This is a genomic window from Lutibacter sp. (assembly GCF_013139515.1).
In the GTDB taxonomy this organism is placed as follows: Bacteria; Bacteroidota; Bacteroidia; order Flavobacteriales; family Flavobacteriaceae; genus Lutibacter.
In genome coordinates, this window is record NZ_WTAR01000135.1 from 1 (window position 1) to 21,406 (window position 21,406).

Genomic DNA, 21,406 nt, shown 5'->3' on the forward strand with positions numbered 1-21,406 from the left:
ATGGATTGTTTTTTAGCGTACCCATTCTTTAATCTAAATTTGTGATACCTCTCAAAAATTTGATGGTCGGTGTAGCAAACTAATTTATTTTCAACATCAATAAACCCTTTATAGAGTGGAAAAACAATTGTTTTGTATTCAATTTTAGCATCAATATCTTTAAAAATATCAAGAAAACGATCGGCTTGTTTTTGGGAATCGCAAAACAAATAATTTTTGAATCCGTTTTCGGTATTTTTATTAAAATCTTCAATTAACAATTCAAACTGTTTGTTAAATGAAGGTTGAGGTTTTGTATTAAATTTAACAATTTTTTGTTGATTTTCTTGATTTGAAAGTTCAACCAACGTAAAATCATGTAATTGCTTTTTTATATAATTCCCATCACAAAATAATTCACTTGGCTTTGCATGGTTTATTGCTGAGGATAATTTTGTAAAAGCATCTTCAGCCTTTATAAAAAGATTGTCTAATTTATGAGTAAGTAAATCTATATTTTTAGAAAAAACAATTGTTTTGGCCGAAATGTATTTTAAGAAACTCTCGCGTTTTTCATCTAATGTTTTATTTTCAACATTAGGCATTACACTAATTTTTGTTAATTTTTCAGTTGATAGTTGCGTTTCAACATCAAAAGTTCGAATACTATCTACATCATCACCAAAAAACTCAATTCTATAGGGTTCATCGTGTGAAAATGAAAATACATCAATAATTCCACCTCTCACCGAAAATTCACCAGGTTCAGTAACAAAATCTACTCGGTTAAAATTGTATTCAAATAATACTTCGTTAACAAAATCTAGCGTTAAATTATCGTTTACACTTATTTTTAAGGTGTTTCGGTTTAATTCAGCTTTGGTAACAACTTGTTCAAAAAGTGCTTCAGGATAGGTTACAATTATTGCTGGTTTTTTACGAGAATTTATTCGATTTAAAACTTCTGAACGTAGCAATACATTGGCATTGTCGGTTTCTTCAATTTGATAAGGTCTGCGATAAGAACCCGGATAAAAAAGTACATCTTTATCGTTTAAAAGTTGTTCTAAATCGTTTAAATAATAGGCAGCTTCTTCTTTATCGTTTAAGATTAAAAGAAAAGGTTTCTCGGCTTTTTTAAAGCTTTCAGAAATAACAAAAGACAATGACGATCCAACCAAATCCGTAATTTGAAAATGGTAATTCTCTTTTGATAAGTAGTCGACTAATTGTTTTTCTTGAACAATTTGCTCGTAAATTTTAATAATATGTTGTTTGCTCAAAAGTTGCAAATTTTGCCAAAGGTAGCATTTTACAGAAAAAACCGAAGAATTAAGTGAGAATTCCTTAATTTTATAAGAATGAACTAAAAAAATGAATTATGTCTATTTCAGATTTATATCCAACAGGTTTGCATCAACAAAATATTGGGCATTTTGCAACCATTGTTAGATTGGCGTTATTAGACAATAAAATAGATGTTAAGGAACTTGAATTATTAAAAAGATTGGCTATGAGACTTGATATAACCTCAGTTGAGTTTGATGCTATTTTAAAAAACCCGAAAAATTATCCTGTAAACCCACCTGTAAGTTATGATGATCGCTTAGTTTGTTTATACGATTTAACGAAGATGTTGTTTTTAGATAGGAACCCTACAATTGATAAAACCTCTATGTTAGATAGGATTGCAGTTGGTTTAGGTTTCCCTATTGAAAACGTAAGAAATATTGTTAAAGAAGCTATTAAATTCTTTTTAAAAGAACCCGATATTAATGATTTTAAAATAGTTATTAAAAAAGTAAACCCTATAATACATTAATCTTGCTTTTAAACATCAAGTGTTTTATCTATTTTTTTATATTTGTCATTAAAAATTAATAAATGGGATTATCAGATTATAATTTAAGTGGTGAACAAAAAAGAAACATTGCTCATTTTGCAAGTATTGTTAGATTGGCTTTAGCCGATAATGTAATTACTGAAGGTGAAGAAAAATTATTAAAAAGAGTAGCAAAACGGTTTCATATTTTAGAAGATAAATACAATGAAATTATAGATAACGCTAATAGTTATTCACTAAGCACACCTCACGATTACAATGAACGTATTGAATATTTATACGATTTAACCAAAATGGTATATGCTGATGGAAATGCTTCAGAAGAGGAAGCTAGTGTTTTAAGAAAAATTTGTGTTGGTTTAGGTTTTCCGTTAGACAATATAGAAAAAGTTAGCAACGAAGCCATTCATTTAATTTTAAATAATAACGATTTAGAAGATTTTAATAAAGCTATTAAACAAGTTAATAAAATATAAAAAACAAACAGTTTAAATTTTATTTGTAATTTTAGTATATTTAACAAAATTTTTAAACAATTTAAGCGTTTAAAACAATTACAAACACAAGCCCCAAAAAAACTATGAATTATTTAACTTACAAAAAAATAATATTGATTTTTTCAATAGTATGTTTCGTAAATAATACACTTTATTCACAAGATGAAGATAACAATTGGGTTGTTGGTGTTGGTATTAATGCTGTAGATATTAGAACACCTGAAGCTATTACTGAAGTTATTAAAGATTATGCAAATGCATCTATAGAAGATTTAAACATGTACGGGTCACCAATACGTTTTTTTATTGGGAAATATATAAATAACGGCTTTACTTTACAAGTTTCTGGCTCTTTAAATACTGTGAAAAAAGGGTTTGGTTATACTGGTTTTGAAGAAGCATTAATTAATGACTCATTTTTTGTAATGGATGCTAAAGTTAAATACGATGTGAATAGGTTGGTTGGTGAAACCTCTTGGTTTGATCCTTTTATTTTAACAGGTGTTGGGTACTCTAAAATTGGTGAAAAATCTAATACTAATATTGGTGTTGGATGGGGATTTAATGCCTGGATATCTGATACCGTAGGTATCAATGTTCAATCAGATTATAATCACCACCTTAAATCTACTGCTACAGATTATTTTCAACATAGTTTAGGCGTCGTATTTAAATTAGACATTAATGCAAGATTTAACTGGAGAGACGGACGTTAAAATTATTTAAAACATTTATAATTTAGTAACTTGCATTTCTAATTTCTATGAATGCAACACTCATCTTCATTTCAAGTTTATAATGCTTCCGCAGGTAGTGGAAAAACTTTTACGTTGGTTAAAGAGTACCTTAAAATTCTTTTATCAAGTTCAAATACGTATAAATTTCAACAAATATTAGCTGTAACATTTACCAATAAGGCTGCAGCCGAAATGAAAGAACGTGTTATTGAAAATCTTTATACATTTTCTAATAAACAAAAAAATGATATGCTACCGGTTATTTGCGCTGAAGCAAATTTAACTGTGGAAACTATTTTTAAAAGATCGCGTTTTATATTAAATGCCATTTTACAAAATTACTCAGCATTTAGCATTACTACTATTGATAGTTTTACACATAAATTAATTAGAACTTTTGCCTACGATTTACAACTGCCCATGAATTTTGAAGTTGAAATGGATGCTGTAAGTTTATTAAACGAAGCGGTTGATGTTGTTATTTCAAAAATTGGAGAACATAAAGAATTAACAGATTTATTGGTGAGTTATTCACTTCAAAAATTAGATGATGATAAATCTTGGGATATTTCAAAAGAATTGAAAGATTTTGCTAAAATTGTTTTAAACGAAACAAATGCAACCTATTTAAAAGAATTACAAAACGTATCAATAAACGAATTTAAAACGCTAAAAGAAGAACTTCAAAAAGATAACAAGGAAATTGAAAATCAGTTTTTAAAAATTGGAGATGAAGGATTAAAAATTATTTCTGAAAGTGGTCTTGAAATTAGTGAGTTTGCATATAATGGAGAATTACCAAAACACTTTATTAAACTAGCCAAAATTAAACAGCTTAAAGTAGATGAATTAAAATTTGACGGAAGGTTAAACAAAACTATTGAAGAAAATAAAAATCTGTTTTCCGGAAAATGTAATAGTGCTTCAAAACAACAAATTGAATGTATTTCAATAGATCTAAAAGAACTGTACTATCAGTCTAAAAAACTGTATAATGAGAAGTATAAACATTATATTTTAAATAGTTTAATTGTTGAAAGTTTAATTCCTTTAGCCGTTTTAAATTATGTAAACAGTGCATTACAAGATATTAAACTTGAAAATAACATTTTATTAAATGCTGAATTCAATCAAAAAATAAATGATACTATAAAAAATGAACCAGCACCTTTTATTTACGAAAGAATTGGTGAAAAGTTTAGATATTATTTTATTGATGAAATGCAAGACACTTCTGAATTGCAGTGGAAAAATTTAATTCCACTTATTGACAATGCTATTACATCTGAAAATGAAGAAGGCGAGCAAGGAAAACTCTTATTAGTTGGCGATGCTAAACAGTCAATTTACAGATGGAGAGGTGGAAAAGCAGAACAATTTATTGCGCTTTCTTCAAATGAAAAAAGCAGAAAAAACAATCCGTTTCAAATAAAAAAAGCATTACAAAATTTAGATACAAATTACAGAAGTTATTCAGAAATTATAAATTTTAATAATTCCTTTTTTAAGCATATTTCAAAATTTTTAAATAAAAAAAGTTTTAGTAATCTATTTTTAGAAGGGAATAATCAGAAAACGAATAAAAATGAAGGTGGTTATGTACAATTATCTTTTGTAGAAAAACAAAAAGATGATGATGAGAAAGAGTTGGTTTACCCGAAAAAAGTATTAGAAATTATTCAAAATTTAGATGCTTCTTTTGAGAAAAATGAAGTTTGTATTTTGGTTCGCACCAAAAAGCAAGGAGTTGCTGTAGCTAATTATTTATCAGAAAATAAGATTGAAATAATTTCTTCAGAAACTTTACTGTTACAAAATAGCACAAAAGTGAATTTTATTATTGATTTACTAAACGTGCTTCAAAACCCAACAAATAAAGAGTATAAAATTAAATTACTGTACTTTTTATTCGAATATTTAAAAATTGAAGGACAAAAACACCTATTTTTTAGTGATTTTGTAAACTTAACAAACAATGATTTTTTTAAAAATTTAAGAACGTACAATGTCTTTTTTAATTATAATGAATTTATTCAAAATCCGTTTTACGAAAGCATTGAATATATAATAAGAAGTTTTCAATTGGTTTTAGAATCTGATGCTAATATTCAGTTTTTTTTAGATACTGTTTTTGAATTTCAACAAAAAAAACAAGCTTCAATTATTGAGTTTTTAGAATTTTGGGAACTAAAAAAAGACAGTTTAAGTATTGTTGCTCCTGAAGCTAAAAATGCGGTGAGAATTATGACAATTCATAAAGCAAAAGGATTAGAATTTCCAGTTGTAATTTATCCGTATAGTATTGATATTTACAACCAAATAAATCCAAGAGTTTGGTATTCTTATCAAGAAACAGGTACTATAAATTCAGTTTTAGTGAATGCTAGAAAAAAATTAAATTTTACAGGAAAGCAAGGTGAACAGTTATTTAAACAGCAAAGAGAAGAACTTGAATTGGATAATTTTAATTTATTATATGTTGCATTAACTAGACCTGTTGAGCAGTTGTATATTGTTTCAGAAAACAATATTTCTTCAAAAAACGGAGAAAATTTAAGTCATACGTCTGGACTTTTCATCAACTTTTTAAAAGAATTAAATATATGGGATGCTGATAAAAACGAGTATAGTTTTGGGGATAAAAAAAGAAATATTATTCCAAAAAACGAGATAAATAAAACAATTTCTCAAACAAGCTTTATTACAAATTCTTGGAAGAATCATAATATTTCAATTGTTGCAAAATCGTCTTTACTTTGGGATACAGATCAAGGAAAGGCAATTGTTTATGGAAATTTAATTCACGAAATTTTATCAAAAATTAAAACTAGAAACGATATTCCTGAAGTTGTAAATCAATACACATATAAAGGAACAATTAATACCATTCAAAAAAACGAAATAACCACTATTTTAAATCAATTAGTTAATCACCCAAAATTATGTAGTTATTTCGAGCAAAATAATGTGATTTATACAGAACAAGAAATTGTAACCTCAGATAAAAATATTATTATTCCAGATAGATTAGTCATTAATAATAAAAATGTTACAATTATTGATTATAAAACAGGAAACCCAGATAAAAAATACCACGAACAACTTAACAAATATGCCAAAGCTTTAGAAGATTTAAACTATGTGATCGAAAAAAAAATATTGGTGTATATTAATTCTAAAATTAGCATTGAAGAAGTATAATTTTCAATAATTTTGTAAAAAAATAAACAAAAATGTACGGTAAAATAAAACAACATTTACAGCAAGAGCTAAAAGAAATTAAAGACGCAGGTTTATTTAAATCTGAACGTGTAATTACAACATCTCAAGATGCAGTTATAAAAATTAGCACAGGTGAAGAAGTTATTAATTTTTGTGCTAATAATTATTTAGGATTATCCAATAATGCAGAAGTTATTCAAGCAGCGAAAGACACATTAGATTCTCACGGTTTTGGTATGTCTTCAGTTCGATTTATTTGTGGAACTCAAGATATTCATAAGCAATTAGAAAAAAAAATAGCTGAATTTTATAAAACTGAAGACACTATTTTATATGCAGCAGCTTTTGATGCAAATGGTGGTGTTTTTGAACCACTTTTATCTGGAGAAGATGCTATTATTTCTGATTCGTTAAACCATGCGTCAATTATTGATGGTGTTCGATTATGCAAAGCAGCACGTTACAGATATGACAATAATAATATGGCTTCATTAGAAGAGCAATTAATTGAAGCTAACAAAAAAGAACATCGTTTTAAAATAATTGTTACTGATGGTGTTTTTTCTATGGACGGTGTAGTAGCTAGTTTAGATAAAATTTGTGATTTAGCCGATAAATATGATGCACTTGTTATGGTTGATGAATGTCATGCCACTGGTTTTATAGGAAAAACAGGAAGAGGAACATTAGAGTTGAAAAATGTAATGGGTAGAGTTGACATTATTACCGGAACTCTTGGAAAAGCATTAGGAGGTGCAATGGGAGGATATACAACGGGTAAAAAAGAAATTATTGAATTATTGCGTCAGCGCTCAAGACCTTATCTGTTTTCAAATTCTTTAGCCCCTGCAATAGTTGGAGCGTCATTAAAAGTTTTTGAAATGATTTCTAAAGATACTTCATTACGAGATAAATTAGAATGGAATACCAATTATTTCAAAGAAGAAATGATAAATGCAGGTTTTGATATAGTTAAAGGAGATTCTGCAATAGTACCAGTAATGCTTTACGATGCAAAATTATCTCAAAATATGGCAAATATGCTTTTAGAAGAAGATATTTATGTTATTGGATTCTTTTTCCCTGTAGTTCCTAAAGAAAAGGCAAGAATTAGAGTGCAATTATCAGCCGCTCACGAGAAAGAACATTTAGATAAAGCTATAAATGCTTTTACAAAGGTTGGGGAAATTTTAAAAATTGTATAGAAAATTAGTAAAAACGCACTACATATAAGATAATTTTGTATTTTTGTCATTAAGTTTAAGTTAGATTAGCTAACTTCTAAAAAAAAAGAACATTAAATTTAAATTTTTGAAAATGAAACATTTAAAAGTAGCCATAATGGCTTTATTATTAATTACTGGTTTCAGCAATGTTAATGCGCAGGATGAAAATAATCCTTGGGCAATTGGTATTAGTACAAACGCAGTAGATTTTTACCCAACTAATTCTGGATTATCAGGTCACGGGGCATGGTTTGACGAATTTGTTAACGCAGGAGATCATTACAACATTCTACCTTCAGTTAGCAAAATTACTGTTAGTAAATATTTGGCTGATGGATTTAGTTTTGAAGCAGCAGGAAGTCTAAATAAAATTTCTAAAATTGGAGATAATACAGCTATTGACTTAACTTATTACGCTGCAGATGGTGCGGTAAAATATGATTTAAACAAAGTTATTGGAGATACTTCATGGTTTAATCCTTACGCATCTGTTGGTGGTGGTTATACTTGGTTAGATAATTTAGGTACTGGAACTTTTAATGCTGGTTTAGGTGTTAATTTTTGGTTTTCAGATAATATTGGCCTAAATGTAGAATCAAAATACAAACATTCTTTCGAAAGTAGTATTGTTCAACATTTTCAACACTCTGTTGGTGTAGTAATAAAATTTGGAGGTACAGATACTGACGGAGATGGAATTTACGATAAATTTGATGCTTGTCCAGATGTATTTGGTTTAGCTGAATTTAAAGGTTGTCCAGATTCAGATAGTGATGGGATTATTGATTCAGAAGACGCTTGTCCAAACACAGCAGGTTTAGCAACTTTAAACGGCTGTCCTGATGCAGATGAAGATGGAATAGCGGATAAAGATGATGCTTGTCCAAATGCTAAAGGAACAAAAGCTAACAATGGTTGTCCTGATACTGATGCTGATGGCTTAGTAGATAAAGATGATGCTTGTCCACAAGTTGCAGGTCCAAAAGAAAATAAAGGATGTCCTTGGCCAGATACTGACGGAGATAGCGTTTTAGATAAAGATGACAATTGTGTAAACGAAGCAGGTCCTGCTTCTAACAATGGTTGTCCTGAAATTACAGAAGTTGAAGTAGCTAAATTAGAAGAGTTATTTAAAACTGTATATTTTGACTCAGGTAAAAATACATTTAAAGCTGAAACTGTTTCAAAATTAGATGAAGCTGCTGCAATTATGACTAAATACTCAACTGCTAAGTTTAGCATTTCAGGTCATACTGATAGCACAGGAAGCAAAAAACGTAATCAAGAATTATCTGACCTTAGAGCTAACGCTGTAAAAGATTACTTAGCAACTAAAGGTGTTGCTTCTAAAAACTTATCAGCTAAAGGATTTGGTGAAGATATGCCAATAGCATCAAACAATACAAGATCAGGAAGATCACAAAATAGAAGAGTAGAAGTTAAATTAGTAAACTAGTTAAATTTTACCTTTTAACAATAAAAAAAAGCCATTTGTAAAAGAATGGCTTTTTTTTTGGTTAAATAATTTGCAATTAAACAATTACACCTTAATTTAGTAAAAAATATACATATGAAAATGACAATTACCCACATTAACTTTTTTATTTCTTTATTTTTTATTTTATCCTTTACTAATTTAAGTAGTCAAAATCAAGATAACCCATGGATTATATCTTTTGGAGTTAATGCAGTTGATTTTTATCCTGCCAATATAAAAGGTATGACTTCTGAATCTGGTAATGAGACACAATGGTTCGATCAATTTTTTAACGTCTCAGACCATTATAACTATATTAAAGCTCCTAGTAAATTAAGCATTGGAAAATATTTAAATGAAAGCTTTAATGTTGAACTTGCTGCAAGCATTAATAAAATAAATAAAATAGGGAATCTTAAACTTGAAGAAAGTCTATCATACTTTGCAGTTGATCTAAATTTTAATTATGATTTAAATAAAATTATTGGAAACACAACCTGGTTCGATCCATATTTTATTATGGGTAGCGGTTATAATAGCATTGGAACAGAAAAATCATTAACACTTAATACTGGGATTGGTACTAAGTTGTGGTTTTCAAAAAATGTAGGTATAAAACTTCAAACAGCATATAAACATTTTTTAAATGAAGACTCTTATAGAAATTTTCAACATTCAGTAAGTATTGTTTTAAAATTTGGTGGGTATGATGAAGATAATGATGGTGTTTACGATAAGGTAGATAAATGCCCAACTATTTTTGGCTTGGCCGAATTTAATGGTTGTCCAGATTCTGATGAAGATGGCATTCAAGATTCTGATGATGCTTGCCCAACTGTTTTTGGAATTGAAGCCTTAAATGGTTGCCCAGATTCTGATGGTGATGGAATAACTGATAAGAATGACAAATGTCCTTATGCTAAAGGTGAGCAAAAGTATAATGGCTGTCCAGATTCTGACGGAGACGGAGTAATTGATTCACTTGATGCTTGTAAAAATAGACCTGGACCAATATCTAATAAAGGTTGCCCAGAACTAGATTCTGATGGTGATGGTGTAATTGATAAACTAGATAAATGTAAATTTGAATCAGGTCCTGAAAATAATAACGGGTGCCCTGATATTAAAAAAGACTTAGAAGCAAAATTATCAGAATTGGCAAATAGTATTTTATTTATTTCTGGATCAGATATCTTTTATTCAAAATATGAAATGGAACTTGATCAAATTGCGAATTTGATGAAAAAACATAACAATTTAAAATTTCAAATTCTAGGGCATACAGATGATGTAGGTGGTGAAGAGTCTAATTTAAAATTATCATTGAAAAGAGTAAATAGAATTCTAAATTACTTAGTTTCAAAAGACATCAATCAATTTAATTTAAATATACAAGGCCTAGGTGAATCAATGCCTATTGATACAAATGAAACACGTGAAGGAAGAGCAAAAAACAGAAGAGTTGAGATTAAAATTCTAAATTAATAAAAGTAAAGCTTTAAATTTCAACAAAAATTTGCAATTAATCTCTTTGCTAATTAATAAATACAGCTTATTTTAGTGAAAATTATTAAAATGAAAGTAAAGAATTACGTTCATAAATTATTACTTTTTATAGTTATTAATTTATCCTTCACAAATTTAAAAGCTCAAGATATTGATAATCCTTGGGCTATTAATATAGGTGTAAATGCAATTGATTTTTACCCTTCACATTTAGATTCTAATACCCCCGGAGATGGTTATGGGGAATGGTTTAATGAGTTTTTTAATGTTAAAGACCATTACAATATGATTCCTTCAGTAAGTAAAATATCAATAAGTAGGTATTTAAGAAGTGATTTTAGTTTAGAAGTTAGTGGAACTTTAAATAATATAACTAAACTTGGTGATAATAAAATTAGCAACACCTCATATTATGGTTTAGATGGGGCTTTAAAATATGACCTCCATAAATTAGTTAGTGAAACTTCAAAATTCAATCCATATACTTCTCTCGGTTTTGGTTATACTTGGTTAGGAAATCTAGAATCAACAAGTTTAAATGGAGCTTTAGGATTAAATTATTGGCTTACTGAAAGATTAGGATTAAATTTAGAATCAAAATTAAAGTATACATTTAATTTCAACTTAGAAGAACACTTCCAACACTCATTTGGTATTGTGTTTAAATTTGGAGGATTTGAATCAGATGGTGATGGAATTTATGATAAAAAAGATAAATGTCCTGAAGTATTTGGACTTAAAGAATTTGACGGCTGTCCAGATTCTGATAATGATGGTATTATTGATTCAAAAGATGCGTGTCCAGAGATAGCCGGTATTGCAATCTTTAATGGTTGTCCAGACACAGATAAAGATGGGGTTCCAGACTCGAAAGATAAATGCCCTAACATAAAAGGGTTAAGAAAAAATAATGGCTGCCCTGATACAGATAGAGATGGTGTTATTGATAAAGATGATAATTGTCCTGAAATAGCAGGAGTAAAAGAAAATAAAGGTTGCCCAGCATTAGAAAAACAAAAGGAATTACCAAAAGAATTTGTTGAGGTTAGAGAACAAATATTAATGAATATTAATAATATATATTTCGATTTAAATTCTTCATATTTAACACATGATTCAAAACTTGAATTAAATAAAGTGGTTCAAATTATGTTAAAACACCCAACATTAATAGTTAAATGTGGTTCATATACAGATTCTCGCGCAAGCAATAAATACAACTTATGGTTATCAGAACGTAGAGCAATGAGAACTGTAGACTATATTACATCAAAAGGCATATCGCCTAATCGAATATCAGGTAAAGGTTTTGGGGAAACTCAATTAATAAATAAATGTGTTGACAATGTTAAATGTAGCAATGCAGAGCATCAAGAAAATAGAAGAACTGAAATTATTGTTGTTAACCCTGAAGTGATAGAATAAGAATATTTAAAATATTTTTTGAAAAGCCATCTCAAAAGAAATGGCTTTTCTATTTTTATACTAAATTTAAAATATAGATGAATTCATTTATTTCAAAAGTTATAGAAGATATATTTAGTAAACAAAAAAATTATGATAAATTAGTTTTTGTATTACCAAGCCAACGTTCTTGTGTTTTTTTGAAAGAGAAAATATTAAAAAATTTACCAACTTCATCTTTTTTACCTAAAATTATAAGTATAGAAAACTATATTCAGGAAATAGCTGATATTAGTTTAATTGACAACACACAGTTATTATTTGAGTTTTATAGTATTTACCTTCAAAACATTCCAAAAGAAAATATTGAATCTTTTGATTCTTTTTCACAATGGGCAACCATTGCGCTGCAAGATTTTAATGAAATTGATAGTTATTTAGTCAATTCAGAAGATTTTTTTAATAATTTAAGAGATCTTAAAAGATTAGATGAATGGTTTCAGGATAAAAAGCCGAGTCAATTAGCTATAAATTACCTTCAGTTTTTCGAATCTTTATACTTATTATATAAAGCTTTAAATAAAAAATTAAAAACTAATAAATTTGGTTATCAAGGGTTAATTTATGCTGAAGCAACAAATAATTTAGAATTATACATCAATAATACTATTGATAATCATGTTGTTTTTGCAGGTTTTAATGCTTTAAATAAAGCGGAAGAAAATATTATCCAAGAATTATTAAATAACAATATTGCCTCAATTTATTGGGATGCGAATGAAGAAATTTTAAATAAATCAAATGAAGCAGGTACTTTTTTAAGAAAGTATAAAAGTGAATGGGCGTATTACCAAAAAAATCCATTTTTATGGGCTAATACTACAAATTCATCAATAAAAAATATACATTTAATTGGAGCACCAAAAAATAATACTCAAATAAAATATGCAGGGGAATTAATTTCTAAATTAGATGATTTTAATAAAACAGCGTTGGTGTTGGCCGATGAAAATTTACTAAACCTTACTCTAAATTCACTTCCAAACAATGTTAAAAATATAAACATTACTATGGGTTATTCTTTAAAAGATATTCCAATAGCGAGTTTATTTGACATGTTGTTTAAACTGCATTTAAATCAACAAAAATTTAATAAAGAAAAGGAATGCGAATTCTATTATAAAGACGTGTTAAACATCTTAAACAACCCTTTTTTAAATAAATTGCATGGTGAGTCTCTTCAAAAAATTAATGATAAAATAAAAACAGAGAACAGTATTTTTTTAGATGTAAAAACATTAAAAAATTGTATTTCAATTGTTGAGGTTGATAAACTTTCAATGTTCTTTTCATTGTTTGAATTATCAACCAATATGAATGTTATAATTGGGAAATGTAGTAGCTTGATAAACGAACTTAAAGAATTTGTTGTTGGAGTTGAAAAAGAATATTTATTTCGTTTTTATACTATTTTTCAACAACTAGAAACATTAAATTCAACATACAATCATATAAAAGATTTAAAAACACTTAAATTATTTTATACTCAAATTTTACAAAACGAAAAATTGTCTTTTCAAGGAGAACCATTGCAAGGATTGCAATTAATGGGAATGTTAGAAACTAGAGCATTAGATTTTGAAACAGTAATAATAACCTCAGTAAATGAAGGAATTTTACCAGCAGGGAAAACTGACTTTTCATTTATTCCTTTTGATGTGAAAAAACATTTTGGCTTGCCAACATATCAAGAAAAGGATTCCATTTTTTCATATCATTTTCAACGATTATTGCTACGAGCTAAAAACATATATCTAATTTATAATACAGAAAGTGATGGTTATGGATCAGGTGAAAAAAGTCGTTTTTTAACGCAACTTGAAATTAATAACCCTAACATTACGAAAACCATTATTAGTCCAAAAGTTCAGCATTCTGAAACTTCTTTACTTCAAATTGAAAAAACTTCAGAAGTTGTTGAAAAGCTAAAAGTGGTTTTTACAAAAGGAATTTCACCTTCGGCATTATCAAACTATATCTATAATCCAATTAGTTTTTACGAACAAAAAGTATTAGGAATTAAAGACGATAATGAAGTTGAAGAAACTATTGCCGCTAACACAATGGGTTCTGTTATTCATGACGTACTTGAAGAAATGTACAAGCCTTATTTAGGTAAGTTTCTAAAGAAAGAGCATATTTCTGAAATGCAAAAAAAGCGCAATACATTGCTAAAGAAATATTTTCAAAAGCACTACTTAAAAGGAAATATTGAAACGGGTAAAAACAAGTTAATTTTTGAAGTAAGTAAAAATCATATTAACAGATTTTTAAAGCAAGAACTGGGGTTGTTAAATCAAAACAAACAATTAAAAATTATTGCTTTAGAGGATGAATTAAATGCAGAAATTAACATTGATGGAATTGATTTCCCTATAAGAATACACGGAATTGTTGATAGAATTGATGAATTAGAAGGAGTTACAAGAATTATAGATTACAAAACAGGAAAAGTTGAAGCTGGGCAGTTAAAAATGAATGACTTTAGTGTAATTAGTGAAAATTATAAATACACAAAAGCAATGCAAGTAATGCTGTATTCTTACTTATATACTTCAAAAATAACAATACCAATTTCTCAATTACAAAGTGGCGTTATTTCATTTAAAAATTTAAATTCAGGATTTTTAAAAATGAATTTTTCAGATAAATTTAGAGGAACAGATTATGATGTAACTGAAGAAAGAATGAAAAATTTCATGTCTGAAATAAAGAATTTAATTAGTGAAATATTAAACCCAGAAATTCCTTTTAAAGAAAATAAAGATTTACCATTTTAAATAGCATATATGCATATAACCAGAAACATAACTGTAAAAAGTTCACACCATGCCAAACCAATAGTCACAGATTTATTTTACAAACAAAACAACACCAAAAAACCTTTAGTCATATTTTGCCACGGTTATAAAGGTTATAAAGATTGGGGTGCTTGGAATATTGCGGCTGAAGAGTTTGCAAACGCAAATCTATTTTTTTTGAAATTTAATTTTTCCCATAATGGAGGCACTTTAGAAAACCCGATTGATTTCCCGGATTTAGAAGCTTTTGGTGAAAATAACTTTATAAAAGAGTTAAACGATTTAGAAGATATTATTAATTGGATTACATCTAATTATGATTTTAAAAATGAAATTGACATAGAAAATAGTACGTTAATTGGACATTCAAGAGGTGGTGGAATAGTTACAATTAAAGCTTCAGAAAATAAAAAAATAACCAACGTTATCTCTTGGGCTGGGGTTTCAGATTATGGTATTCGTTTACCAAAAGGAGAACAATTAGAAGGTTGGAAAAAACAAGGGGTTTCTTATATATTAAATGGTAGAACGCTTCAAAAAATGCCTCATCTATATCAATTTTATCAAAATTTTAAAGACAATGAGGAGCGATTGACTATAAAAAATGCTGTACAGAAATTGACGAGTAAACACTTAATTATTCATGGTGAAAATGATGAGGTTGTTTTACCTGTTGAAGCAAAAAATATGCATACTTGGAATCCTAAAAGTGAATTAGTTTTTGTAGATGGAATGAATCATCCTTTGGGTTGTACACAGCCTTGGAATAATTCAAAAATGCCTTTTCATTTAGAAAAAGTAGTGAAAAAGAGTATCGGTTTTATTCTTCAAAAATAAAATGATTAGTAAAGCTTCAATATCAGATTTAGAGCACATATATTCGTTAACAAAAAGTTGTGCAGAACACATGATTGCAAATGGAATTTTTCAGTGGAATGAAAAGTATCCATCAAATAAGGTTTTAAAAAAAGATATTGAGCTTCAGCAAATTTGGAAATTAGAAGTACATGAAACTATTGTTGGAATTATTGTTTTAACAAAAGTTGAAGATAAAGAATACTTAAATGTAAAATGGTTAACAAAAAATGTAAATAACATATATATTCATCGTTTAGCTGTACTTCCAGCCTATCAAGGAAAGAAATGCGCTCAAAAATTAATGGATTTTGCAGAAAATTATGCTTCAAACAAGAAATATAGTTCAATTAGATTAGATACTTTTAGTCAAAATAAAAGAAATCAGTTATTTTATGAAAAACGTAATTACACGAAATTAGAAAATATTTATTTTCCAAACCAAAGTGAATATCCGTTTTACTGTTACGAAAAAGTTTTAAATGTATAAAGAATCTAACATTACTTTTAAAGGAATTAATAAATTAGCAATACCTGCAATAATAGCTGGTATTGCAGAACCGTTACTTTCAATTACTGATACTGCAATTGTTGGAAATATAAAAGTAAATCCAACCGAAGCGCTAGCTGCCGTAGGTATTGCAGGTTCATTTATTTCGGCGTTAGTTTGGATTTTAGCGCAAACACGTTCAGCTATTTCGGCAACGGTTGCTAAATATTTAGGCGCTAAAAAATTAGATGAAATAGCCACATTACCAGCACAAATTATTGCTATCAATATATTTTTAAGTATTATAATTTATAGCGTAACCTTATTTTTTGCAAATGAAATATTTGAGCTCTATAATGCTGAAGGACTTATTTTAAATTACTCGGTTGAATATTTTAAAATTCGGGCGATTGGCTTTCCGTTAACACTATTCGTGTTTTCTGCATTTGGACTTTTTAGAGGGTTGCAAAATACGTTTTGGCCCATGATAATTAGTATTGTTGGAGCAGTTTTAAATATAGGGTTAGATTTCGTCTTGGTTTATGGAATTGATGGATTTATTGAACCAATGAATGTGAAAGGAGCTGCTTGGGCGAGTGTTATTTCGCAAGCAGTAATGGCAATTTTAGCATTCCTTTTAATAGTAAAGAAAACACCTTTTAGTCTAAAAATAACGTTCCCTTTTAATAAAGAAATTAAAAATTTACTAGCAATTAGTTTTAATTTAATTATTAGAGCATTAGCTTTAAATGTTGCATTGTATTTAGCAAATTCATATGCTACAAAATATGGCGATACTTATATTGCAGCACAAACTATTGCTTTTCAAATTTGGTTGTTTTTCGCCTTTTTTATTGATGGCTATGCGAGTGTTGGGAATATAGTTTCAGGGAAGTTATTAGGTGAAAAGAATTATAAAAAAATGTGGAAATTAAGCACAAAACTGAGTAGGTATTCAATATTAATTTCGGTAATTTTGAGTGTTGTTTGTGCTATTTTTTACTATCCTATCGGAAGACTTTTTTCTCAAGATACAGCAGTTTTAAATTCATTTTATAGTATTTTTTGGATCGTATTAATAATGCAACCTATAAACGCCGTAGCTTTTGTTTTTGATGGAATTTTTAAAGGTCTTGCTGAAGCAGTTACTTTAAGAAATTTACTGCTTTTGGCTACTTTTTTAGGGTTTATACCAGCACTTTTAATAGGTGATTATTACAATTTAAAATTATACGCAATTTGGATAGCTTTTACAGTTTGGATGTTGTTAAGAGCTGGAATTTTAGTCGTAAAATTTAGACAGAAGTATTTACACAAAAACGCGTAACTTTGCGCAATATGAGCAACGGAAGTTTATACACACATATTCAAAATAATATTGCTACAGTAGAATTTAGCCATCCAGCTAGTAATTCCTTTCCAAGTGAGTTATTAAGTAGATTAACAGCTTCTTTAAATGAATTAAGCAATAATAATGATGTTCATGTAATTGTATTAAAAAGCGAGCAAGAAAAAGCTTTTTGTGCTGGCGCATCATTTAATGAATTGGTAGAAGTTTCAACTTTTGAAGAAGGAAAACAATTTTTTTTAGGTTTTGCCAATGTAATTAATGCTATGAGAAATTGTTCAAAAATTATTATTGGGCGTGTACAAGGAAAAGCTGTTGGAGGTGGAGTTGGTTTAGCTGCGGCTTGTGATTATTGTTTAGCAACAGAACAAGCTTCTATAAAACTATCTGAATTTACAATTGGTATTGGACCTTTTGTTATTGAACCAGCAGTTAGAAGAAAAATTGGTTTAGCTGCTTTAAGCGAATTAACAATTGATGCTACCAATTGGCAAAGTGCCTATTGGGCGAAAGAAAAAGGCTTGTATTCAAAAGTTTTTGAGACAATTAAAGAGCTAGATTTAGAAGTTGAAATTTTAGCAAATAATCTTTCAAAATATAATATTGAAGCTTTAAAAGAAATGAAAAAAGCCTTTTGGAAAGGTACTGATAATTGGACAAGCTTATTAGGTGATAAAGCAGAAATTAGCGGAAGATTAGTCTTGTCCGATTTCACCAAAAAGGCATTACAAAAATTTAAAAAATAACAGATGTTAGCAACTTTTATAGCTATTTTACAACAAATAAATGTTGAAGAAAAAATGAATAACGCACCAGATAGCAGTTATGAAACAGGTGTTATAATAGGAACTTACTTGCCTTTTGTGTTGTTGGTTTTGGTAGCATATTTTGTGTATTACAAAGCTAAAAATAGAAAAGATTTAGACGATTAATTTAGAAAATAAGAAATGAGCAATATTAGAATCACAAAACAATTTCATTTTGAAACAGGACACGCATTGTATGGATATGATGGGAAATGTAAAAATGTACACGGTCACAGTTACAAACTTTCTGTTACAGTAATTGGTACTCCAATTAGTGATACTAAAAATGTTAAATTTGGGATGGTGATAGATTTTGGGGATTTAAAAAAAATAGTTGCTTCAGAAATTGTTGATGAATTTGATCACTCAACTGTATTTAATAAAAACACACCACATATTGAGCTAGCAAACGAACTAGAAAAAAGAGGGCATAGTGTTATTTTAGTTGGCTATCAACCAACAAGCGAAATGATGTTAATTGACTTTGCTGAAAAAATTAAAAATCGTTTACCTAAAACTATTCAATTACATTCATTAAAACTACAAGAAACAGGAACTTCAAGTGCTGAATGGCATGCTTTAGACCAAAGTTAGTCTAAATCTATCCTGAGTAAGGGTTTTAAACAGTGACTCTCAATTCAATGATTCAATAAAATTAGGTTCCATTAAAAGTATTCATGGTGTTATTTAAGCCTGCAGTGCCAAACGATTTTATTAGTTTACTTGCAACTTCTAATCGTTCGGGTAATAATTTATTTTCTTCTAAATCCCATTCTCCAAGAACGAAATCTGATTGTCGACCTTTTGAAAACTCAGAGCCAACACCAAATCTAAATCGCGCATATTGTTGAGTTTGTAAAACAGCGTTTATGTCTTTTAATCCGTTATGGCCTCCATCGCTTCCTTTTGCTTTTACTCTAATAGCGCCAAAAGGCAGATTTAAATCATCACAAATAACTAATAAATTTTCAATAGGAATTTTTTCTTTTGTAAGCCAGTATTTTACAGATTTCCCACTTAAATTCATATAAGTTGAAGGTTTTAATAAAACAAAAGTTCTTCCTTTAAACCTAAATTTAGCAATACTACCTAATTTTTCACTTTCAAAGTTAACAGCTTCTTTTGACGCTATTTCATCTAAAATATTGAAGCCAATATTATGACGTGTATTATTGTATGTTGAACCAATATTTCCTAAACCAACAATTAAGATTTTTTTCATAGAAGTATTAGTTGATGTTTTTATATTTGATTTAAATAGTAGTTTAATAAACCTAAATAATTGCATCTAGCAAAAGTACTAAAAAGAAAAAGCGTTGCAAAATGCAACGCTTTTATTGTTTTATATAAGAATGAATTATTCTGCAGCAGCTTCTTCACTAGCTTCTGTAGCTCCTTCTTCACCTTCTTCACCTTCTTCTTCTTCATCTTCTACAATAGCAGCACGTGCAGTTCTAACTTGAACAACAACTGTGTTTTCTGGATGTAAAACACTAAATTTATCACTTGCTATTTCAGAAACAATTACTTTGTTTCCAATTTTTAGTGTAGAAATATCAGCATTAATAAAATCTGGTAAATCAGATGGTAATGCTCTAACGCTTAATTTACGTTTTGCAAAACTTAAAGAACCACCATTAATTACACCTGGAGATGTTCCAACTAACCTTACAGGAATATTCATAGTTACCTCTTTATCATCAAATAATTGGTAAAAATCAATGTGTAAAATTTTGTCACTTACTGGGTGAAATTGAATGTCTTGTAAAATTGCATTTACCGTTGTTCCTTCTAATTCAATCGTTGCAGTATAAACGTTTGCTGTGTACACTAATTTTTTGAATGAAACTTCATCCGCTGAAAAGTGTAATGGTTTATCCCCTCCGTATAATACGCAAGGTACCTTTCCAGCATTACGTAAGGCTTTAGTTGCTACTTTACCTACGCTTTCTCTTTGAGATCCTTTGATTGTAATTGATTGCATTTATTTATATATTTAATTATTTACATTAAAAATTGTCCGCTTATTGATGTATTGTCTTGCACTTTATGCATTACATCAGCAAACAAAGGCGCGCAAGTTACAACTTTTATCTTAGAACTCTTTCTTTTTAAAGGAATTGTATCAGAAACTATTAGTTCTAATAATTTAGAATTTTCAATACGTTTATAAGCTTCACCTGAAAGTATTGGATGTGTACATATTGCACGTACACTTAAAGCTCCTTTTTCCATCATTAAATCTGCAGCTTTAGCAAGAGTTCCTCCGGTATCAATCATGTCATCTACTAAAATTACATGGCGGCCTTTTACTTCACCAATTAACTCCATAGTAGATATTACGTTTGCTTTTATACGTTGTTTGTAACAAATTACAACCTCACTTTCTAAAAATTTAGAATATGCATACGCACGTTTTGACCCTCCCATATCTGGTGAGGCTATTGTTAAGTTTTCTAACTTTAACTCATTAATATATGGTAAAAAGATAGTTGACGCATATAAGTGATCTACAGGTTTTTCAAAAAACCCTTGAATTTGATCTGCGTGTAAATCCATCGTCATAATCCTTGTAGCTCCTGCTGTTTGAATTAGGTTGGCAACTAATTTTGCACCAATAGCAACTCTCGGCTGATCTTTACGGTCTTGTCTTGCCCAACCAAAATAAGGAATTACTGCGGTAATATGACGAGCTGAAGCTCTTTTAGCAGCATCTAACATTAGCAGCATTTCCATTAAATTATCAGCAGTAGGAAATGTTGACCCTATAATAAAAACACGTCTTCCTCTAACAGAATCTACAAAGGCTGGCTGAAATTCACCATCACTAAATTTAGAGATTTTAACATTTCCAAGGTTTGCACCGTAGTGCTTGGCAATGTTTTTAGCTAATTCTGTACTTTGCGTACAAGCAAAAATTTTGGGTTCTAGTTGATGGCTCTCCATTTTTTAGTTGTGTTAATTAGTTGATTTTTTTATGTGTTGTTGTTTGTTGGGTACAAATTTAAAATTATTTAAATAGGTTACCGTATAACTTAGTTAAGTTTTTATGATTTAGATAAAAAATATTATTAAATTTGCATTCCAATTAGAATTTGCCTCGATGGCGGAACTGGTAGACGCGCTGGATTCAAAATCCAGTTCTTTCGGGAGTG

At 28.8% G+C, this 21,406-nt stretch carries 18 protein-coding genes and 1 pseudogene; 15 read left to right on the top strand and 4 right to left on the bottom strand.

Features of this window, described 5'->3' with window-relative positions; all coding sequences use genetic code 11:
- A pseudogene (locus GQ540_RS11850) lies at positions 1-1,262 on the bottom strand (transcription-repair coupling factor); the annotation flags it as partial.
- A gap of 98 nt (positions 1,263-1,360) precedes the next feature.
- Between GQ540_RS11850 and GQ540_RS11855 the strand changes: the two are divergent.
- From GQ540_RS11855 to GQ540_RS11925, 15 genes are all read left to right on the top strand, one after another.
- Positions 1,361-1,801: a TerB family tellurite resistance protein gene (locus GQ540_RS11855; protein WP_291801313.1), complete on the top strand. Its 441-nt coding sequence runs from the start codon at positions 1,361-1,363 to the stop codon at positions 1,799-1,801.
- Between the two features lie 62 nt (positions 1,802-1,863).
- The gene (locus GQ540_RS11860) at positions 1,864-2,298 is read left to right on the top strand and encodes a TerB family tellurite resistance protein (protein WP_291801315.1); all 435 of its coding nucleotides are present in this window, start codon (positions 1,864-1,866) and stop codon (positions 2,296-2,298) included.
- A gap of 134 nt (positions 2,299-2,432) precedes the next feature.
- Positions 2,433-3,035, top strand: a complete 603-nt coding sequence (locus GQ540_RS11865) for a hypothetical protein (protein WP_291801317.1) — start codon at positions 2,433-2,435, stop codon at positions 3,033-3,035.
- Between the two features lie 51 nt (positions 3,036-3,086).
- The gene (locus GQ540_RS11870) at positions 3,087-6,257 is read left to right on the top strand and encodes an exodeoxyribonuclease V subunit beta (RefSeq protein WP_291801319.1); all 3,171 of its coding nucleotides are present in this window, start codon (positions 3,087-3,089) and stop codon (positions 6,255-6,257) included.
- A 32-nt stretch (positions 6,258-6,289) separates the two neighbouring features.
- Entirely contained in the window at positions 6,290-7,483 is a 1,194-nt protein-coding gene (gene kbl / locus GQ540_RS11875; RefSeq protein WP_291801322.1) for a glycine C-acetyltransferase, read from the top strand.
- A 112-nt stretch (positions 7,484-7,595) separates the two neighbouring features.
- Positions 7,596-8,960, top strand: a complete 1,365-nt coding sequence (locus tag GQ540_RS11880) for an OmpA family protein (RefSeq protein WP_291801323.1) — start codon at positions 7,596-7,598, stop codon at positions 8,958-8,960.
- A 114-nt stretch (positions 8,961-9,074) separates the two neighbouring features.
- Positions 9,075-10,466, top strand: coding sequence for an OmpA family protein (locus tag GQ540_RS11885; RefSeq protein WP_291801325.1), 1,392 nt, complete (start codon positions 9,075-9,077; stop codon positions 10,464-10,466).
- Positions 10,467-10,556: 90 nt separating this feature from the next.
- Positions 10,557-11,912 carry an OmpA family protein gene (locus tag GQ540_RS11890; RefSeq protein ID WP_291801327.1) on the top strand — a complete coding sequence of 452 codons (1,356 nt, stop codon included), beginning with the start codon at positions 10,557-10,559 and terminating at the stop codon, positions 11,910-11,912.
- Between the two features lie 77 nt (positions 11,913-11,989).
- Positions 11,990-14,731, top strand: a complete 2,742-nt coding sequence (locus tag GQ540_RS11895) for a PD-(D/E)XK nuclease family protein (protein WP_291801329.1) — start codon at positions 11,990-11,992, stop codon at positions 14,729-14,731.
- 9 nt (positions 14,732-14,740) lie between these two features.
- The gene (locus GQ540_RS11900; protein ID WP_291801331.1) at positions 14,741-15,589 is read left to right on the top strand and encodes an alpha/beta hydrolase; all 849 of its coding nucleotides are present in this window, start codon (positions 14,741-14,743) and stop codon (positions 15,587-15,589) included.
- A 1-nt stretch (position 15,590) separates the two neighbouring features.
- Positions 15,591-16,097 carry a GNAT family N-acetyltransferase gene (locus tag GQ540_RS11905; protein WP_291801333.1) on the top strand — a complete coding sequence of 169 codons (507 nt, stop codon included), beginning with the start codon at positions 15,591-15,593 and terminating at the stop codon, positions 16,095-16,097.
- The gene (locus GQ540_RS11910; protein ID WP_291801335.1) at positions 16,090-17,424 is read left to right on the top strand and encodes an MATE family efflux transporter; all 1,335 of its coding nucleotides are present in this window, start codon (positions 16,090-16,092) and stop codon (positions 17,422-17,424) included. The genes GQ540_RS11905 and GQ540_RS11910 overlap by 8 nt, the downstream gene beginning before the upstream one ends.
- 11 nt (positions 17,425-17,435) lie before the next feature.
- Complete coding sequence (locus GQ540_RS11915) at positions 17,436-18,191, top strand: enoyl-CoA hydratase/isomerase family protein (protein ID WP_291801338.1); 756 nt, start codon at positions 17,436-17,438, stop codon at positions 18,189-18,191.
- Between the two features lie 3 nt (positions 18,192-18,194).
- Entirely contained in the window at positions 18,195-18,377 is a 183-nt protein-coding gene (locus GQ540_RS11920) for a hypothetical protein (protein ID WP_291801340.1), read from the top strand.
- A gap of 15 nt (positions 18,378-18,392) precedes the next feature.
- Complete coding sequence (locus tag GQ540_RS11925) at positions 18,393-18,845, top strand: 6-carboxytetrahydropterin synthase (RefSeq protein WP_291801342.1); 453 nt, start codon at positions 18,393-18,395, stop codon at positions 18,843-18,845.
- A gap of 61 nt (positions 18,846-18,906) precedes the next feature.
- On the opposite strand, the gene pth is transcribed toward GQ540_RS11925, so the two are convergent.
- The 3 genes from pth to GQ540_RS11940 all read right to left on the bottom strand — a co-directional run bounded on the left by pth (position 18,907) and on the right by GQ540_RS11940 (position 21,197).
- Positions 18,907-19,473 (bottom strand): aminoacyl-tRNA hydrolase, encoded by a 567-nt coding sequence (pth, locus tag GQ540_RS11930; protein ID WP_291801345.1) that lies wholly within the window; start codon positions 19,471-19,473, stop codon positions 18,907-18,909.
- A 135-nt stretch (positions 19,474-19,608) separates the two neighbouring features.
- A complete protein-coding gene (locus GQ540_RS11935) occupies positions 19,609-20,235 on the bottom strand; it encodes a 50S ribosomal protein L25/general stress protein Ctc (protein WP_291801348.1) in 627 nt (208 codons plus the stop codon).
- A 20-nt stretch (positions 20,236-20,255) separates the two neighbouring features.
- Complete coding sequence (locus GQ540_RS11940; RefSeq protein WP_291801350.1) at positions 20,256-21,197, bottom strand: ribose-phosphate pyrophosphokinase; 942 nt, start codon at positions 21,195-21,197, stop codon at positions 20,256-20,258.
- Positions 21,198-21,406 lie beyond the last annotated feature (209 nt).

Coding starts and splice junctions, on each gene's coding strand:
- GQ540_RS11905 (WP_291801333.1), top strand. CDS start 15,591: ATGATTAGTAAAGCTTCAATATCAGATTTAGAGCACATATATTCGTTA.
- GQ540_RS11885 (WP_291801325.1), top strand. CDS start 9,075: ATGAAAATGACAATTACCCACATTAACTTTTTTATTTCTTTATTTTTT.
- pth (WP_291801345.1), bottom strand. CDS start 19,473: ATGAAAAAAATCTTAATTGTTGGTTTAGGAAATATTGGTTCAACATAC.
- kbl (WP_291801322.1), top strand. CDS start 6,290: ATGTACGGTAAAATAAAACAACATTTACAGCAAGAGCTAAAAGAAATT.
- GQ540_RS11855 (WP_291801313.1), top strand. CDS start 1,361: ATGTCTATTTCAGATTTATATCCAACAGGTTTGCATCAACAAAATATT.
- GQ540_RS11900 (WP_291801331.1), top strand. CDS start 14,741: ATGCATATAACCAGAAACATAACTGTAAAAAGTTCACACCATGCCAAA.
- GQ540_RS11915 (WP_291801338.1), top strand. CDS start 17,436: ATGAGCAACGGAAGTTTATACACACATATTCAAAATAATATTGCTACA.
- GQ540_RS11920 (WP_291801340.1), top strand. CDS start 18,195: ATGTTAGCAACTTTTATAGCTATTTTACAACAAATAAATGTTGAAGAA.
- GQ540_RS11895 (WP_291801329.1), top strand. CDS start 11,990: ATGAATTCATTTATTTCAAAAGTTATAGAAGATATATTTAGTAAACAA.
- GQ540_RS11880 (WP_291801323.1), top strand. CDS start 7,596: ATGAAACATTTAAAAGTAGCCATAATGGCTTTATTATTAATTACTGGT.
- GQ540_RS11890 (WP_291801327.1), top strand. CDS start 10,557: ATGAAAGTAAAGAATTACGTTCATAAATTATTACTTTTTATAGTTATT.
- GQ540_RS11935 (WP_291801348.1), bottom strand. CDS start 20,235: ATGCAATCAATTACAATCAAAGGATCTCAAAGAGAAAGCGTAGGTAAA.
- GQ540_RS11870 (WP_291801319.1), top strand. CDS start 3,087: ATGCAACACTCATCTTCATTTCAAGTTTATAATGCTTCCGCAGGTAGT.
- GQ540_RS11860 (WP_291801315.1), top strand. CDS start 1,864: ATGGGATTATCAGATTATAATTTAAGTGGTGAACAAAAAAGAAACATT.
- GQ540_RS11940 (WP_291801350.1), bottom strand. CDS start 21,197: ATGGAGAGCCATCAACTAGAACCCAAAATTTTTGCTTGTACGCAAAGT.
- GQ540_RS11925 (WP_291801342.1), top strand. CDS start 18,393: ATGAGCAATATTAGAATCACAAAACAATTTCATTTTGAAACAGGACAC.
- GQ540_RS11910 (WP_291801335.1), top strand. CDS start 16,090: ATGTATAAAGAATCTAACATTACTTTTAAAGGAATTAATAAATTAGCA.